This window comes from Pseudomonas sp. R1-18, assembly GCF_051132095.1.
GTDB lineage: Bacteria > Pseudomonadota > Gammaproteobacteria > Pseudomonadales > Pseudomonadaceae > Aquipseudomonas.
In genome coordinates, this window is sequence record NZ_CP071658.1 from 2,909,904 (window position 1) to 2,926,153 (window position 16,250).

General features: G+C 62.2%; 10 protein-coding genes, 1 tRNA gene, 2 pseudogenes and 1 riboswitch. Of the genes and pseudogenes, 10 read left to right on the top strand and 3 right to left on the bottom strand.

The annotated features are described in order from the left end of the window. Positions 1-90 precede the first annotated feature (90 nt). Positions 91-543 carry a ParA family protein gene (locus tag J3P77_RS13385; RefSeq protein WP_434682007.1) on the bottom strand — a complete coding sequence of 151 codons (453 nt, stop codon included), beginning with the start codon at positions 541-543 and terminating at the stop codon, positions 91-93. Positions 544-638: 95 nt separating this feature from the next. Beyond that, positions 639-714 (bottom strand) — tRNA-Asn (locus J3P77_RS13390). Between the two features lie 162 nt (positions 715-876). On the opposite strand from J3P77_RS13390, the gene J3P77_RS13395 reads away from it, so the two are divergent. The 7 genes and pseudogenes from J3P77_RS13395 (at position 877) to J3P77_RS13425 (ending at position 10,249) form a co-directional block, all read left to right on the top strand. Beyond that, on the top strand, positions 877-2,502 hold the full coding sequence (locus J3P77_RS13395) for an NADP-dependent glyceraldehyde-3-phosphate dehydrogenase (protein WP_434677104.1): 1,626 nt from the start codon (positions 877-879) through the stop codon (positions 2,500-2,502). Positions 2,503-2,991: 489 nt separating this feature from the next. After that, positions 2,992-3,813, top strand: a pseudogene (locus tag J3P77_RS13400) (cache domain-containing protein); the annotation flags it as partial. 384 nt (positions 3,814-4,197) lie between these two features. Beyond that, a pseudogene (locus J3P77_RS13405) lies at positions 4,198-4,722 on the top strand (methyl-accepting chemotaxis protein); the annotation flags it as partial. 189 nt (positions 4,723-4,911) lie between these two features. Further along, positions 4,912-5,118, top strand: a riboswitch (cobalamin riboswitch). Between the two features lie 138 nt (positions 5,119-5,256). Further along, entirely contained in the window at positions 5,257-6,270 is a 1,014-nt protein-coding gene (locus J3P77_RS13410; protein WP_434677105.1) for an ABC transporter substrate-binding protein, read from the top strand. Then, positions 6,267-7,289: a FecCD family ABC transporter permease gene (locus J3P77_RS13415; RefSeq protein ID WP_434677106.1), complete on the top strand. Its 1,023-nt coding sequence runs from the start codon at positions 6,267-6,269 to the stop codon at positions 7,287-7,289. Before J3P77_RS13410 ends, J3P77_RS13415 begins: the two co-directional genes overlap by 4 nt. Continuing rightward, complete coding sequence (locus J3P77_RS13420; RefSeq protein WP_434677107.1) at positions 7,286-8,107, top strand: ABC transporter ATP-binding protein; 822 nt, start codon at positions 7,286-7,288, stop codon at positions 8,105-8,107. Before J3P77_RS13415 ends, J3P77_RS13420 begins: the two co-directional genes overlap by 4 nt. A gap of 138 nt (positions 8,108-8,245) precedes the next feature. Next, on the top strand, positions 8,246-10,249 hold the full coding sequence (locus J3P77_RS13425; protein ID WP_434677108.1) for a peptidase U32 family protein: 2,004 nt from the start codon (positions 8,246-8,248) through the stop codon (positions 10,247-10,249). On the opposite strand, the gene J3P77_RS13430 is transcribed toward J3P77_RS13425, so the two are convergent. Then, on the bottom strand, positions 10,250-10,753 hold the full coding sequence (locus J3P77_RS13430) for a GNAT family N-acetyltransferase (protein WP_434677109.1): 504 nt from the start codon (positions 10,751-10,753) through the stop codon (positions 10,250-10,252). Between the two features lie 448 nt (positions 10,754-11,201). On the opposite strand from J3P77_RS13430, the gene nirB reads away from it, so the two are divergent. The 3 genes from nirB (at position 11,202) to J3P77_RS13445 (ending at position 16,242) form a co-directional block, all read left to right on the top strand. Beyond that, on the top strand, positions 11,202-13,763 hold the full coding sequence (gene nirB / locus J3P77_RS13435) for a nitrite reductase large subunit NirB (RefSeq protein WP_434677110.1): 2,562 nt from the start codon (positions 11,202-11,204) through the stop codon (positions 13,761-13,763). Beyond that, positions 13,763-14,164 (top strand): nitrite reductase small subunit NirD, encoded by a 402-nt coding sequence (gene nirD, locus J3P77_RS13440; RefSeq protein ID WP_434677111.1) that lies wholly within the window; start codon positions 13,763-13,765, stop codon positions 14,162-14,164. Before nirB ends, nirD begins: the two co-directional genes overlap by 1 nt. A gap of 107 nt (positions 14,165-14,271) precedes the next feature. Then, positions 14,272-16,242, top strand: a complete 1,971-nt coding sequence (locus J3P77_RS13445; protein WP_434677112.1) for a DNA topoisomerase III — start codon at positions 14,272-14,274, stop codon at positions 16,240-16,242. The last annotated feature ends 8 nt before the right edge of the window (positions 16,243-16,250 follow it).

A 16,250-nucleotide genomic window follows, 5' to 3' on the forward strand; every position in this document is an offset into this window, starting at 1 on the left:
AACCGATGACGTAGCCAAGCGTCGCAGCAGTGAGCCGCTCGGAACTAACCGTCTGCGTGTGCCATTGCATGTCTCGGGTGAAGTCGACAATCAATCAGGACTGAATTGCTTTAATGAACAGGAGATCGCAAGGCCTCGTCGCCGAATCGGGCACTGCCTGGCTGTGATAGCTGTCACCGTGCTGTCAGGATGTGACGACAGCAGTGAAAGACAGGTTGGGATGCACTTGTGGCCGAGGATGACCTCCGGCTGGGTGTCGTTTTGTGCGATCAGCTGATAGGTGCCGCCGGATGCTTCATGGTCCACGTGATAGAAAGAGGACAGCGAAGGCTGGGTATCAAGGTCTACAAGCAAGGTTTTGAGGTTGCCATCGGCGCAGAACGCGCCAGGATCGGCAGTGGCCGTGGTCTTGCCCGGTCCGCCTTTGGTTGAAACGATGGATGCGATTTCATGTCGCCGGCCTCTGCATCGAGTGATTAGAGGCAGCGCTGCGTGACCTGTGGTCGGATGAAATAGTGTTTCGAAGGGCGATTCAAGCCATATTTCCGACTACCGCCAAGGTGTTGAACCTGGCTTCGGCAGCGGTGCGAATGTGAGGACATTTCCTACACATTCGCTGCAACGCCTTGAATCTAAAGTGGCTCCACGACCTGGACTCGAACCAGGGACCCAGTGATTAACAGTCACTTGCTCTACCAACTGAGCTATCGCGGAATGAGCGCTATGTTACTGATTACGAAGAGGAAGTCAAGCACGACCCTCAAAGTTTTTTCCTTTAAATATCCGATGCTTGCCGTCGGTGGGGTTCATGGCCGGTCGAGCGTGGCGTAGTGTGTCGGGATCCGCTCCAGGCGCTCAATATACGAGGTGAAAGAAATGCCCTTGCAGAACCGTCTCGCAACACTGTTCCCCTCCGCCGAAGACATTCCGCAGGCGTACCAGCTCGGGGAACCTGTTGAGCAACGCGAATATCTGGTCAACGGCGAGCTGCGCATGTGGGCCGGGCCGCTGGCGCCTGTCCGCAGCCCGGTTTATCTGCGCAATGCGCAAGGGCTGGAACCGGTCATTCTGGGCAGCACGCCGCTGATGGATGCGCCGACCGCAATGACCGCGCTCGATGCGGCCGTTCAGGCGTATGACCGGGGCCAGGGACGCTGGCCGACCATGCGGGTGGCCGAGCGGATCCAGCATGTTGAGGCGTTCCTCAAGCGTATGCGTGAGCAGCGCACCGCAGTGGTCAACCTGCTGATGTGGGAGATCGGCAAGAACCTCAAGGATTCGGAGAAAGAGTTCGACCGCACCTGTGACTACATCGTCGATACCATCAATGCGCTCAAGGAGCTGGACCGCAGGTCGAGCCGCTTCGAGCTGGAGCAGGACACGCTCGGGCAGATCCGCCGCGTGCCGCTGGGCGTCACCCTGTGCATGGGGCCCTACAATTATCCGCTGAACGAAACCTTCACCACGCTGATTCCGGCGCTGATCATGGGCAACACCGTAGTGTTCAAGCCCGCGAAGTTCGGAGTGCTGCTGATTCGCCCGTTGCTGGAAGCGTTCCGCGACAGCTTCCCCGCAGGGGTCATCAATGTGATCTACGGCAGTGGTCGCGACACGGTGAGCGCGCTGATGGCCAGCGGCATGATTGATATCTTCGCGTTCATCGGTACCAACAAGGCTGCCAGCGACCTGAAGAAACTCCACCCTCGCCCGCACCGCCTGCGCGCCGCGCTGGGCCTGGACGCCAAGAACCCCGGTATCGTGCTGCCCGATGCCGATCTGGACAATGCGGTCAGCGAGTCGGTGACCGGTTCGCTGTCGTTCAACGGCCAGCGCTGCACGGCGCTGAAAATCCTGTTCGTGCACGAAGACGTGGCTGGCAGTTTCCTGGAGAAGTTCCAGCACAAGCTCGCTCAACTCAAGCCGGGCATGCCGTGGGAACCGGGCGTATCGCTGACGCCGTTGCCGGAGCCGGGCAAGACCGACTACCTGCAAGGGCTGGTCGCCGACGCGCTCGGCAAAGGTGCCAAGGTGGTAAACACTGGCGGCGCGCAGTTCTGCGAGAGTTTCTTCTATCCCGCCCTGCTCTACCCGGTTACGGACCAAATGCGCGTCTATCACGAAGAGCAGTTCGGCCCGGTTGTCCCGGTCGTGCCGTATCGCGATATCAATGAGGTTATCGACTACGTGCTGAACTCCGATTTCGGACAGCAACTGAGTATTTTCGGCCGCGATTCAAAGCAGGTGGGTCGACTGGTCGACGTCTTCGCCAATCAGGTGGGGCGTATCAACATCAACACGCAATGCCAGCGCGGGCCTGACCAATATCCGTTCAATGGACGCAAGAATTCGGCTGAAGGTACGCTGTCGGTCCATGACGCCCTGCGGGTGTTTTCAATTCGCACGCTGGTGGCTACCAGATTCCAGGACAACAACAAAGCGCTGGTCAGCGACATCATTCGTAATCGGGAATCGAACTTCCTGACCACTGACTACATCTTCTAGATCGCCATTACGGCGAACGCTTCGGCGCTGTGAATGCCGCCCGGGAAACACTGTGGCGGCATCTGTCATTCAACTGTTGTCGAGGCCGGCGCCTCTTCGGATTTCTTTCCCGCCCCGCCGCCCGTCGCTTTGCCCGGGGATGGCAGTTTGTCGTGTCAAGAATCCGTCCCCAGTGCCGACACCTGAGCTATCAGCCTCTCTCCATTTGCCTCAGGGATCACAATGGCCACGTTCAAGACCGTGCAAGCACGCTACACCGCAACCTTCCTCAGCTTCATGGCAGTGGTCATCTTTCTGACAATCTATGGCATCGGCCAATTCGTTACGCCAAGGCTTACCGCCACCGACGAAAGCATCCTCACCTCCAAGGCCGGTGACATCAGCGACGAGATCCGCACCGAGCTGGCCCGCGTGCAGGCCCAGGCTCGTGTGATTACCGAGCTGGTACCGCAACTGTCCAGCGACGAAATCGACCGTCTTCTGCCGTTCATGGTCAACCAATACGGCGAGGCCAAGGTCTTCGGCGGCGGCATCTGGCCTCTCCCGAACGTGCGTACCGAAGGGCGTGCGAAACACAGCTCGTTCTTCCATCGTGATGCCTCGGGCAAGCTGATCGTCAACACACACTGGAACTCCGCTGAATCGCTCAACTATTTTGACCAGGGCTGGCACAAGGGCGGCCTGAATTCGCCGGCGGGCAAATGCGCCTGGGCGCCGGCGTATCAGGACGCCGCAAGCCCTGAACCACGCACTAACTGCGCCATGGCGATTACCAAGGACGGCAAGGCCTGGGGCGTGTCGACCATCGACGTGACCCTCGGCTTTTTCAACGAGCTGGTGGCAGCCAAGGAGCGCGAAGCCAACGCGCGGATCATGATCCTCGAAGCGGATGGCAAGATTCTGTCGAATGTTCCGGGCAGCAACGACAAGATCGTGCTGCGCAACATTTCCGAGCTGGCGAGCCAGTCGACTTTCATCAACGCCATCAAGACCGCGCTGGCCGCCCACAACACCGGCAGCTCGCGATTGACTTATGAAAGCAGCGACGGCGAAGAGTCGACGCTGTTCCTCCTGCCGGTCACCGGCACGCCATGGGTTCTGGCGGTTGCGCAGAACTCGCACCTGCTCATGGCCCAGAGCGCGACCGTGCTCAAGACACTGGCCTGGTTGCAGATCCCCATGGTTCTGGTGCTGCTGGTGCTGATGATGGTTGCGCTCCGGGCGCTGATGAAACGCCTTGGCGTACTCAAATCCAACATCGACTCGCTGTCGGCCGGCGATGCCGATCTGACTCGCCGCATCGCCGTCAAAGGCCAGGACGAAGTCGACCAGGTGGGCGAATCGGTGAACCGCTTCATCGCTTACCTGCAACGCATGATGGTCGAAGTCAGTACTTCCACCAGCGACATTGCCAGCGGTATCGATCAGCTTCGTCATCAGGCCAGCGCGACCAACACCATTCTGGTCCGCCATGCCAGCGAAACGGATCAGGCCGTAACCGCCATCACCCAGATGTCTTCCACGGCCGAAGAAGTGGCCCGCAGTGCGGCGCAGACTGCAGACTTCACCCAGTCCGCCAATCAGGACGCTCAGGTGTCGAAAACCGTGGTCATCGAGGCCTCGGACAGCGTCACGGCGCTGATCAGCGAAGTCGATTCGGCAACCAGCAAAGTGCAGTCGATGCAGGAAGACGCCAAACGTATCAACGCGGTACTGGCGGTAATCGGTGAAATTGCCGGGCAGACCAACCTGCTGGCGTTGAACGCGGCCATTGAAGCGGCACGCGCCGGCGAACAGGGCCGAGGCTTTGCGGTGGTCGCGGACGAGGTACGGGCCCTTGCCGCGCGCACCCAGACCAGCACCTCGGAAATCAACGAGATGCTATCCAGCCTGCAGCAAGGCGTCAGCGCCGCCGTCGCGGCCATGGAGAAAACGCGCCAGAGCTGTCAGGCCACGGCCGGCAAGACGAATGCGGTCAACTCGGGCCTCGACAACATGACCAACTCGGTACTGCGCATCAACGACCTGAGCACCCAGATCGCGACGGCCGCCGAAGAGCAGAGCGCCGTGTCCGAAGAGATCAGCCGCAATATCATCGCCGTCCGCCACATCGTTGAGGAGCTGGTCGAAGGTGGCTCCAGTAACGAGAAGAGCACCGCGGCGCTGTCGGAATCCAACGCACGGCTGATCACGCTGGTACGTCGCTTCAAGGTCAGCTGATGTCACGGCGGGCCCGCACCGCGCCAGGCCCGCCGCACTTTCCATCCCCCCGCTCTACCACGCCGAAGTTTTATCGGCTATTCGGTCGTGAGTTTGCAAGGCAGGCGGCAGCCACTGGGGTGTGCCGCGCTTTGCAATGGCGAGCGCTTTCCCACCGGCAAAAGCATTAGCATCTGATTTCGTTATCATATAACATGCCGCCCCGTCGGTTTCCGAAAGGAACTAACAGGGAATTCGCGCGGCTCCGTCCAACGGGCCGTAACCGGAACTGCCCCCGCAACTGTAGGCATCGAGTCTTGTTTCGAGCATCTGCTTGGCCACTGGGTTCTCCCCGGGAAGGCCGGAACATGGCCATGACATGCCAGTCAGGAGACCTGCCGACCTGCTGCAAACACTAACCGGCGGGGTGTCCGGGAAGGACATCCGCGCGCATTCGCTGCGCTCTTTTCTGCCCTGCCTTGTCGGCAGCGGCCCGGGATGTGTTTCCTGCAAGTACCTTGCGCCTTGCACACGTACGAAAGGAGATCGCATTTCATGTCATTGCCGCGCCTCGCCACATTGATCACCGCCCTCGGCCTTTCTACGCTCTGCGTTGCCGCCCCCACCCGGTATCCGCTGACGGTGGAAAACTGTGGCATGCAGCTGACGTTTGCTCAGGCACCTGCGCGGGCGGTGACTATCGGCCAGGCCGGTACCGAAATGCTCTACGAACTTGGCCTGGGCGACCGACTTGTCGGTACGTCGCTGTGGTTCAACGACGTACTGCCGCAGTTCAAGGCGCAGAACGACACCATCGAGCGCCTGGCGGACAACGAACCCAGCTTCGAGTCGGTGATCGGCAAGCGGCCGGGGCTGGTCGCCGTTCAACTGGAATGGATGGTGGGCAAGCAAGGCGTGGTCGGCACCCGTGAGCAGTTTCATGAACTGAAGATTCCGACCTACCTCATGCCGTCGGACTGCGAAGGCAAGGACAATCTGGTCGGCGCCGACGGCACGCGTCTTGAGCCGTTCCGCATCGAATCGATCTACAAGAGCATCGAGCAGCTGGCGCAGATCTTCGACGTGCAGGATCGCGGCCAGCAACTGATCGCGCAACTTCAAGAGCGCCTGAAGACCGCCCTCGCCAACGTGCAGCGCAACCACGACAAGAACGTGTCCGCTGTTTTCTGGTTCTCCAGCGCCGATCTGGACATCGACCCTTATGTCGCCGGCCGCAAGGGCATTCCGGATTTCATGCTGCAAAGCCTGGGCATGCGCAACATCGTGCAATCCGACGAAGAATGGCCGACCGTAGGCTGGGAAACCATCGCCAAAGCCAACCCGAACATTATCGTGATTGCCCGCATGGATCGCCGCCGCTTCCCGGCCGACGACTATCGCAAGAAACTTGAATTCCTCAAATCCGACCCTGTCACTCGCAACATGGACGCGGTGAAGAATGACCGCATCGTGATCATCGACGCTGACGGCATGCAGGCCAGCCTGCGGCTGTTCACCGGCATCGAGGAACTCGCCAGCGCCGCCGACCGGTTCAGCAAGGCGCCATGAAGATCTCCGTAGCGCTAGGCCATTCGCTCTGGGTCGCCGCACTCCTGCTGGCGGCCGTGCTCGCGGGTACCGCCATCGGCGAAACCAGCATCAGCGTGCATGTGATTCTTCAGACGCTCGCCAATAAGTTGTGGGACGCAGGTTATGTGCTGGACCCTATCGACGAAGGCATTATCTGGAACTACCGGCTGACCCGCGCCATCGTCGCCGCAGCGTGCGGCGCGGGGCTGGCGATTTCCGGCGTGGTGCTGCAGTCGTTGCTGCGCAATCCGTTGGCGGACCCCTACCTGCTGGGCATTTCCGCCGGTGCTTCGACCGGCGCGGTGCTGGTCGCGGTGGTCGGTTTCGGTGCCGGTGCGATATCTCTGTCGGCGGGCGCGTTCGTCGGTGCGGTGGCGGCCTTCTCGCTGGTTGCCCTGCTCGCCCGTTCGTCCCGGGGTTCAACCGCAGCGGGTCACATCATCCTGGCCGGGATTGCCGGCTCACAGCTATTCAACGCGCTGACCTCATTCCTGATCACCAAGTCGGCCAGCTCCGAGCAGGCGCGAGGGATCATGTTCTGGCTGCTGGGCAACCTCAGCGGCGTGCGATGGCACTCGGTGTGGCTAGCGGTGCCGGCGGTCTTGCTGGGGCTGCTGGTGTGCATGTTCTATAGGCGGGCGCTGGATGCCTTTATCTTCGGCAGCGATTCGGCCGCCTCATTGGGCATCGCCGTGCGCCGCGTGCAGATCGTACTGATCGCCTGCGCGGCGCTGGTCACCGCGGTGATGGTGTCGATCGTTGGTTCCATCGGCTTCGTCGGGTTGGTGATCCCGCATGCGGTGCGCATGCTGGTCGGCGTGCGGCATACTCGGCTGGTGCCGCTCAGCGCTCTATGCGGGGCGCTGTTTCTGATCGCCGCTGACGTGATTTCTCGCACGCTGATCAAGGGCCAGACGCTGCCTATCGGCGTGATCACTGCGCTGGTGGGCGCGCCGGTCTTCGCCCTGATTCTGGTACGCGGGAGAACCATGCGATGAATGCCTTCCTGCCGCGCGTCGATCACCCCGAGACGGGCACCGCGACTGCCGCCAGTCCCACGCTCGGTTGTACAGGTCTGTGCTACAGCGTGAAGGGTCAGACGCTGTTGCGCGACGTCAGCCTGAGCATCGCCGCCGGTGAAACCCTGGGCGTGGTCGGCCCGAACGGCTCGGGCAAATCCACCTTGCTTCGCCTCCTGTCCGGCATCCTGGCGCCGACCTGCGGCGAGGTTCACCTGGACGGCCGGACGATGGCCGACATGCAACGACGTGACGTCGCTCGCGTGCTCGCGGTGGTCGAACAGCAGGCCGAAACCAGCGACAGCATCCGCGTTCTGGATGCCGTCGAACTCGGTCGCACGCCGTGGCTGTCGGCGCTTGCACCGTGGAGCGCCGACGACGATGCGATCGTGCATCAGGCGCTCGATGATGTCGGTCTGCTGCATTTGCGTGACCGGGTATGGCAAACCCTGTCCGGCGGCGAACGGCAACGCGCGCACATCGCACGCGCGCTGGCGCAGCGGCCGCAGATCCTGCTGCTGGACGAGCCGACCAACCACCTCGATATCCATCATCAGCTGACCATTCTGGGCCTTATCCGGGCGCTGCCGATCACCACGGTCATTGCGCTGCACGACCTGAATCAGGCGCTCGAATGCGACCGGGTCGCGGTCATGGAAAACGGCAGGCTCGCGGCACTGGGAGCGCCGACCGAAGTGCTGACGCCCGAACGCTTGCGCACGACCTTCGCCGTGGAAGGCCGCTGGCTCAGCGACCCGTTCGACGGCGCGAAGATTCTTCGTTTGCGGCCGCTTTGAAGCCAGTGTCGGGCTTTTCTGGAGCGCGCGTTCGGCAAGACTGCTGAACGCGATCCGGGTTGTCCGTCTGCAAAGCGTGCGCCGCGCGGGCTCTGCCACTACAATGCGCGCTTTGCCTGTCGCCGGATTCCGTTTGCCATGTCGTTACCCAAGCACCACCTGGAACTGCTCAGCCCTGCCCGTGATGTGAGCATCGCGCGCGAGGCCATTCTGCATGGCGCCGATGCCATCTATATCGGCGGGCCCAGTTTCGGCGCGCGGCATAACGCGTGTAACGAAGTCAGCGACATCGCCGAGCTGGTGACATTTGCGCACCGCTACCACGCGCGGGTGTTCACCACCATCAACACCATCCTGCATGACGACGAACTGGAGCCGGCGCGCAAGCTGATCCATCAGCTTCACGACGCGGGCGTCGATGCACTGATCGTGCAGGACCTGGGCGTGATGGAGCTGGATATCCCACCTATCGAGCTGCACGCCAGCACCCAGACCGACATCCGCACCCTGGGCCGGGCGAAGTTTCTCGATCAGGCCGGTTTCTCTCAACTGGTACTGGCACGGGAACTGAATCTGCAGGAGATCCGCGAGATCTCCGAGGCGACCGACGCCGCCATCGAGTTCTTCATTCATGGCGCGCTGTGCGTGGCGTTTTCCGGGCAGTGCAATATTTCCCACGCGCAGAACGGTCGCAGCGCCAACCGTGGCGATTGCTCACAGGCGTGCCGTCTGCCCTACACGCTCAAGGACGATCAGGGCCGGGTCGTGGCCTTTGAAAAGCACCTGCTGTCGATGAAGGACAACAACCAGAGCGCCAACCTGCGTGCCCTGGTTGAAGCGGGCGTGCGCTCGTTCAAGATCGAAGGTCGCTACAAAGATGTGAGCTACGTGAAGAACATCACCGCTTACTACCGCCAGCGCCTCGACGAAATCCTCGAAGACCGCCCGGATCTGGCGCGGGCTTCCAGCGGCCGCACCGCGCACTTTTTCGTGCCGGACCCGGAAAAGACTTTCCACCGCGGCAGCACGGATTATTTCGTTACCGACCGCAAGGTCGACATCGGCGCGTTCGATACACCGACCTTTACCGGCCTGCCGGTGGGCAGTGTCGAAAAGCTCGGCAAGCGTGATTTCATTGCCGTGACCCACGAGCCGTTGTCCAACGGCGACGGGCTCAACGTGCTGATCAAGCGCGAGGTGGTTGGCTTCCGCGCCAACATCGCCGAGCTCAAGGGCGAGTTCGAGGAAGACGGCGAGAAGCGCTGGCGCTACCGTGTCGAGCCCAACGAAATGCCAGGCGCGCTGACCCGCATGCGCCCCAATCATCCGCTGAACCGCAATCTGGACCACAACTGGCAACAGGCACTGCTGCGTACCTCCGCCGAGCGCCGCATCGGCATTCAATGGCAGGCGGTGCTGCGCGAGGATCGCCTGACCCTCAATGCCACCAGCGAAGAAGGCGTCTGCGCCTCGGTGCATCTGGACGGACCGTTCGGCGCGGCGAACAAACCGGAACAGGCGCTGGATCAGTTGCGTGACCTGCTGACCCAGCTAGGCACCACCATCTATCACGCCCAGGACGTGAAGCTCGACGCGCCGCAGGCGTTCTTCGTGCCCAACTCCCAGCTCAAGGCCCTGCGCCGTGATGCGATCGAGGCACTGACCGAAGCGCGCGTCAAGGCGCACCCGCGCGGCGGACGCAAGGCCGAAACCACTCCGCCACCGGTTTATCCCGAGTCGCACCTGTCGTTCCTGGCCAATGTCTACAACCAGAAGGCACGCGACTTCTACCATCGCCACGGCGTTCAGCTGATCGATGCGGCGTATGAAGCCCACGAGGAAACCGGTGAAGTGCCAGTGATGATCACCAAGCACTGCCTGCGTTTCTCCTTCAACCTGTGCCCGAAACAGGCCAAAGGCGTTACCGGCGTGCGCACCAAGGTCGCGCCGATGCAGCTGATTCAGGGCGACGAAGTGCTGACCCTGAAATTCGATTGCAAACCCTGCGAGATGCACGTGGTAGGCAAGATGAAGGGACACATCCTCGACCTGCCGTTGCCCGGTAGCGCGGCGGCCCAGGTGGTTGGCCACATCACGCCCGAAGACTTGCTCAAGACCGCACGTCAGCGCTCACCGCGCTGATCAGCCGGCAGGCCGCAGCACATACTGCATGTGCGTGGTCTGCCATACCGGATCGGCTTCGATGTCGACGATCTCGAACCCCTGTTTCTGCCAGAAGCCTATCGCGCCGGGCAGAAACGGGTGGGTGTGCAGGTACAGCACCTCTATCTCGTCCCCCTCGGCATGTCGTTTCAAGGCTTCATGAATCCGCCCCGCCAGCCCTTCCCCTCTGAATCCGTGACTGACGAACAGCCTCACGATCTCGACCGCCCGCCGACCTTGATAATCCAGCTGGGCAAAGCGGTGGTCGTAAGGCAGGTAACCGATTGCAGCGACGATTCGGCCCGCATGCCGCGCGATCAGAAAACGCCCGCCCTGACCTGAGAGATAGACCTGCTCGAACCGGGCCAGATCGTCCGGCAGCTTGAGCGGATCGAGCATCGGAAAAATCTCGGCGCGGCCGCGCATGACGAAATCGAGAATTTCAGGAATGTCGGCGGCGGTAGCCTGGGTGATGTTGATCATGACGATGGGGCCTTGGTGCGGCATGGCAGGGTAATGCATTTGGGGCGTAGGAGCGCGCTTGCCCGCGATAAACGATGACGCGATGTCACTGATGTACCGCGTCGCCCAGGTCGCGGGCAAGCGCGCTCCTACACGGGGCTGAGCTGGGCGAACATGCACAGGTTTACAGCGTCGCCGCATTGATGCGCACCAATCCAAGGCAAAAACCCGGTTGCTCATTAACGGCCCTGGTCTGCTCCAGGACCTTTACTACAAGGGCTGCAGCCCTGATCCCGGTTTTCTGGCACACCCTCTGCATAGCTCAATGCAAAGGAGTGCATCCGGCAACGTCGCTCGATACGCACCCACGCACCACCCATAAGAGAACAGGCAAAGGCGCCTGGAACCGAAAGGTTCCGGGCGCTTTTTTTTGCTTCAAAAACCTGATTGGCCTCGGCCGGGACTTGCTATGAACACCACAGTCTTCCCCCACAGCGATGTAAAAACACTGATCGTCGTCGGCAATGGCATGGTCGGTCATCATTGCGTCGAGCAGTTGATCGCAGGCGGCGCGCTGGCGCGTTACCGCATTCATGTGTTCGGCGAAGAGGCCCAGCGTGCGTATGACCGCGTGCACCTGTCCGAATACTTCACCGGCCGCGACGCCGAATCGCTGGCCATGAGCGACATGGCGCTGTACGAGCAGGCCGGGCTGACTTTGCACCTCGGCGTGCCCGTGCTGGAGATCGACCGTGAGCGCCGCGAGATCATCACCGCCGAAGGCTGCTTTGGTTACGACAAGCTGATCCTGGCCACCGGTTCCTACCCTTTCGTGCCGCCGATCGAAGGCGCGCATGGCAATTCGCGGCTGGTCTATCGCACTCTGGAAGATCTGGACAACATCCGTTACGCGGCCAGCAATGCCAGACGCGGCGTGGTGGTCGGCGGCGGCCTGCTGGGTCTGGAAGCGGCCAACGCGCTCAAGTCACTGAGCCTTGAGGCTCACGTCGTCGAATTCGCGCCACGCCTGATGCCGGTTCAACTCGACGAACTGGGCGGCGCGGCGCTCAAGGCGCGGATCGAGGCCTTGGGCGTTGGCGTTCATCTGTCCCGCGCCACGCAGTCGATCAGCGATGGCAAGCAGTACCGTTACCGCATGAATTTCGCCAATGACGAATTTCTCGAAACCGACCTGATCGTGTTTTCCGCCGGGATTCGTCCGCAGGATGCACTGGCGCGCCAGTCAGCACTCGAATTGGGCCCGCGCGGCGGTATCGCCATTGATGAACACTGCCGCACCAGCGACGCCGACATCTACGCCATTGGTGAGTGCGCAGCGTGGAACGGCAGCGTGTTCGGTCTGGTTGCTCCGGGCTACCAGATGGCTCGAAGCGTCGCGGCGCAGCTCTGCGAACAGGACGCCCAACCGTTCTTCGGTGCCGACATGTCGACCAAGCTCAAACTGCTGGGCGTCGACGTCGGCTCCATTGGCGACGCGCATGGCGCACTGGCTGGCGCGGTCAGCTATCGCTACATCGATGAAGCGACTTCCAGCTACCGTCGTCTGGTGGTCTCCGCCGACGGCAAACAAGTGCTGGGCGCAGTGCTGGTCGGCGACAACAGCTATTACGACACGCTGCTGCAGTACGCCCAGAACGGCATTACCCTGCCTGCCGATCCGTCGAGTCTGATTCTGCCGCAAGGCGAAGGTGCGCCGGCGCTGGGTGTCGATGCCCTGCCCGCCACCGCGACCGTCTGCTCCTGCCACAACGTCAGCAAAGGTTCCATCTGCGCGGCCATCGATGAGGGTTGTACGGATCTGGCCGGCATCAAGGCCTGCACCAAGGCGGCGAGCGGTTGCGGCGGCTGCGCCGGCCTGCTCAAGCAGGTATTCGAACACGAACTGACTGCTCGCGGCGTCAGCGTCGACAAGAGCCTGTGCGAACACTTCGCTTTCACCCGTCAGGAGCTGTATTCGCTGGTGCGGGTCGAAGGCATCGAAACGTTCGAGGAGTTGCTGACCCGTCACGGCAAAGGCGCGCACGGCTGCGACATTTGCAAGCCGGCGGTCGGCTCGATCCTTGCGTCCTGCTGGAACCGTCCAATCACCGAGCCGTCACTGGTGCCATTGCAGGACACCAACGACACCTTCATGGCCAACATGCAGAAGAACGGCACTTATTCGGTGGTGCCACGGATTCCCGGCGGCGAGATCACTCCCGATGGCCTCATAGCCATCGGCGCGGTCGCCAAGAAATACGACCTGTACACCAAGATCACCGGCGGTCAGCGCATCGACCTGTTTGGCGCCCAATTGCACGAGCTGCCGGACATCTGGGCCGAGCTGATTGCCGCCGGTTTCGAAACCGGCCACGCCTACGGCAAATCGACCCGCACCGTGAAATCCTGCGTCGGCAGCACCTGGTGCCGCTACGGCGTGCAGGACAGCGTGGCCATGGCTTTGCGAATCGAGGATCGCTACAAGGGCCTGCGCTCACCGCACAAACTCAAGTTCGCGGTATCCGGCTGCACGCGTGAATGCGCCGAAGCGCAAAGCAAGGACGTCGGCGTGATCGCCACCGAGAACGGCTGGAATCTGTATGTATCAGGTAACGGCGGCATGCGCCCACGCCACGCCGAGCTGTTCGCCACCGATCTGGATGACGAAACGCTGATCCGCTACATCGACCGTTTCCTGATGCTGTACATCCGCACCGCCGACAAGCTGCAGCGCACCTCGGTATGGCGCGAATCGCTGGAAGGCGGTCTGGATTACCTCAAGGCCGTCATCATCGACGACAGTCTGGGCCTTGCCGCCGAGCTGGAAGCGCAGATGCAGCTGGTAGTGGATCGCTATGAATGCGAATGGGCCAATGCCCTCAAGGACCCGGAAAAACTCAAGCGCTTCCGCACCTTCGTCAACGACAGCCGCAGCGACCCGGACGTGCACTTCGTCAAGGAACGCGCGCAGCGTCGCCCGGCGCGCCCCGAAGAACTTTCCCTCATCCCGCTGTTCAAGGAGGTGGTCTGATGAACTCGTCCAATGCCGCTCTTGCTGAAACCTTCGCTCACGCAGCATCTCGCACCGAATGGCAGCCGCTGTGCGGTCGTCGCGATCTGGTCGCCAATTCGGGCGTCGTCGCGTGGCTCAGCGGGCGCCAGGTCGCGCTGTTCTGGCTGCCCGAAAATCCCGCAGACCAACAGCTGTTCGCGATCGACAACCGCGACCCGAAATCCGGGGTCAACGTGATCGGTCGCGGGCTGATCGGGCAGATCGGCGGCGAACTGGTGATCGCCTCGCCGCTGTACAAGCAGCACTTTCGCCTGCACGACGGCAGCTGCATCGAGTACCCCGAGCAGCGGCTGGATGTGTGGCCGGTGCGAATCAATGGCGAAACAGTGGAGATCTGCGCCGGCCCAGTGCGCCACTGATCGTTCCCACAAGGTTTATCTGTATATCCATACAGATAAACCTTGCTCAACCCTCCTTCTGTGTTCATCCTTGCAGCCTTCACCACCGGTAACTGAAGACGGTAGTCATGCGGCTGTTCCTCTGCGAAAAACCATCCCAGGCCAAAGATATCGCGGCAGCGCTCGGCGCCACCCGGCGTGGCGACGGCTGCTGGGTCGGCCCCAATGCCACGGTGACCTGGTGCATTGGTCATCTGTTGGAGACGGCACCGCCCGATGCCTACGACGCCCGCTACAAACGCTGGGTGCTGGAGGATCTGCCCATCGTCCCGGAAAAATGGAAGATGCTGGTCAAGCCGCGAACCGCCGGTCAGTTCAAGGCGGTCAAGCGTCTGTTGGGGGAAGCCGGGGAGCTGGTGATTGCGACCGACGCTGACCGTGAAGGGGAAATGATCGCCCGCGAACTGGTCGATCACTGCCGCTACCGCGGGCCGATCCAGCGACTGTGGCTGTCGGCGCTGGACGACGCCTCCATCCGCAAGGCGCTGGCCGCACTCAAGCCGGGGGCGGAGACCTTCAGCCTGTACCACTCGGCGCTGGGCCGGTCGCGCGCCGACTGGCTGATCGGCATGAACATGAGTCGCCTGTTCACCCTGCTCGGGCGCCAGTCCGGTTATCAGGGCGTTCTGCCGGTGGGCCGGGTGCAGACGCCGACCCTGCGTCTGGTGGTGGACCGCGACCGCAGCATCGCAGATTTCGTGCCGGTGCCTTACTGGGCCATTGACGTCACGCTGGTGCACGACCGGCAATCGTTCATCGCGCAATGGCGGGCGCCATCGGACGCCTGCGATGACCAGGACCGCTGCTTGAACCAGCCGCTGGCGCAACAGGCTGCGGCGGCTATCGGCAATGCGCGCAACGCGAAACTGGTCAAGCTGCGCACCGAGCGAATCCGCGAGGCCGCACCCCTGCCCTTCGACCTGGGCACGCTGCAGGAAATCTGCTCGAAAAAACTCGGCCTGGGTGCTCAGGAAACGCTCGACATCGCCCAGGCACTCTACGAAACCCACAAGGTGATCACTTATCCGCGCAGCGACTGCGGCTACCTGCCGGTCAGCCAGCACGGTGAAGCGGCGGCAATTATCGCGGCGCTGGGCAAGGCCGACCCGGCACTGGGCGAGCTGCTGCCGCATCTGGACCCACAGCGCCGTTCCCGCGCGTGGAACGATGCGAAGGTCAGCGCTCACCACGGCATCATCCCGACCGCCGCGGCCCGGGGCGTCGAACGTCTGGCCGGCAAGCAGCGCGCGGTTTACACGCTGATCCGGGCGCGCTATCTGGCGCAGTTTCTGCCCAACCACGAGTACGACCGTACCCAGGCCGATTTCGACTGCGCCGGCCACGCGCTGCGCGCCGTCGGCAAGCAGATCGTCGAACCGGGCTGGAAACGCGCCATGCCCGAAGCGCTGGCAGCGGCCAAGGGCCGTGAAGCGCCCGCGCCGCAGCCATTACCGGCCTTGTTTCAAGGCTGCGAGTGCGCTGTGGAGGATGTGCGCCTCAAGGACCTGTGGACCCAGCCGCCCAAGCCCTTTACCGAGGGCGATCTGATCAAGGCCATGAAGAACGTCGCAAAGCTGGTGGAAGATCCGCTGCTGAAACAGAAGCTCAAGGACACCACCGGAATCGGTACCGAAGCGACCCGCGCCGGCATCATTCAGGGGCTGATCGACCGGGGTTACCTCATCAAACAGGGCAAGGCGCTGGGCGCGACGCCCGCCGCGTTCAGTCTGATCGACGCCGTGCCGCGCGCCATCGCCGACCCTGGCACTACGGCTATCTGGGAGCAGGCACTGGACATGGTGCAGAGCGGCGAAATGAGCCTTGAAGAATTTGTCGCCAAACAAGCGGCATGGATGAGCAAACAGGTCAGCCGGTGCGCGGGGCTGCGCATGACCATTACCGGCCCGGCCAGCCCGTCCGGCACAGCGCCGCCATGGAAGAAAAAACGCAAGACGGCGGGCAAACGCAAGGCCGCCGGAGCAGGCGCTCCGGCGGCTGGCAAAACCAGGCGTGCCGCCCGGCCAGCCGCCAAAGGCTGAGTGCCTGT

Bases quoted from the DNA above. Each gene is read 5' to 3' on its own strand.
- J3P77_RS13395 (WP_434677104.1), top strand. From the start codon at position 877: ATGCCCTTGCAGAACCGTCTCGCAACACTGTTCCCCTCCGCCGAAGAC.
- nirB (WP_434677110.1), top strand. From the start codon at position 11,202: ATGAACACCACAGTCTTCCCCCACAGCGATGTAAAAACACTGATCGTC.
- J3P77_RS13410 (WP_434677105.1), top strand. From the start codon at position 5,257: ATGTCATTGCCGCGCCTCGCCACATTGATCACCGCCCTCGGCCTTTCT.
- J3P77_RS13430 (WP_434677109.1), bottom strand. From the start codon at position 10,753: ATGATCAACATCACCCAGGCTACCGCCGCCGACATTCCTGAAATTCTC.
- J3P77_RS13420 (WP_434677107.1), top strand. From the start codon at position 7,286: ATGAATGCCTTCCTGCCGCGCGTCGATCACCCCGAGACGGGCACCGCG.
- J3P77_RS13415 (WP_434677106.1), top strand. From the start codon at position 6,267: ATGAAGATCTCCGTAGCGCTAGGCCATTCGCTCTGGGTCGCCGCACTC.
- J3P77_RS13425 (WP_434677108.1), top strand. From the start codon at position 8,246: ATGTCGTTACCCAAGCACCACCTGGAACTGCTCAGCCCTGCCCGTGAT.
- nirD (WP_434677111.1), top strand. From the start codon at position 13,763: ATGAACTCGTCCAATGCCGCTCTTGCTGAAACCTTCGCTCACGCAGCA.
- J3P77_RS13445 (WP_434677112.1), top strand. From the start codon at position 14,272: ATGCGGCTGTTCCTCTGCGAAAAACCATCCCAGGCCAAAGATATCGCG.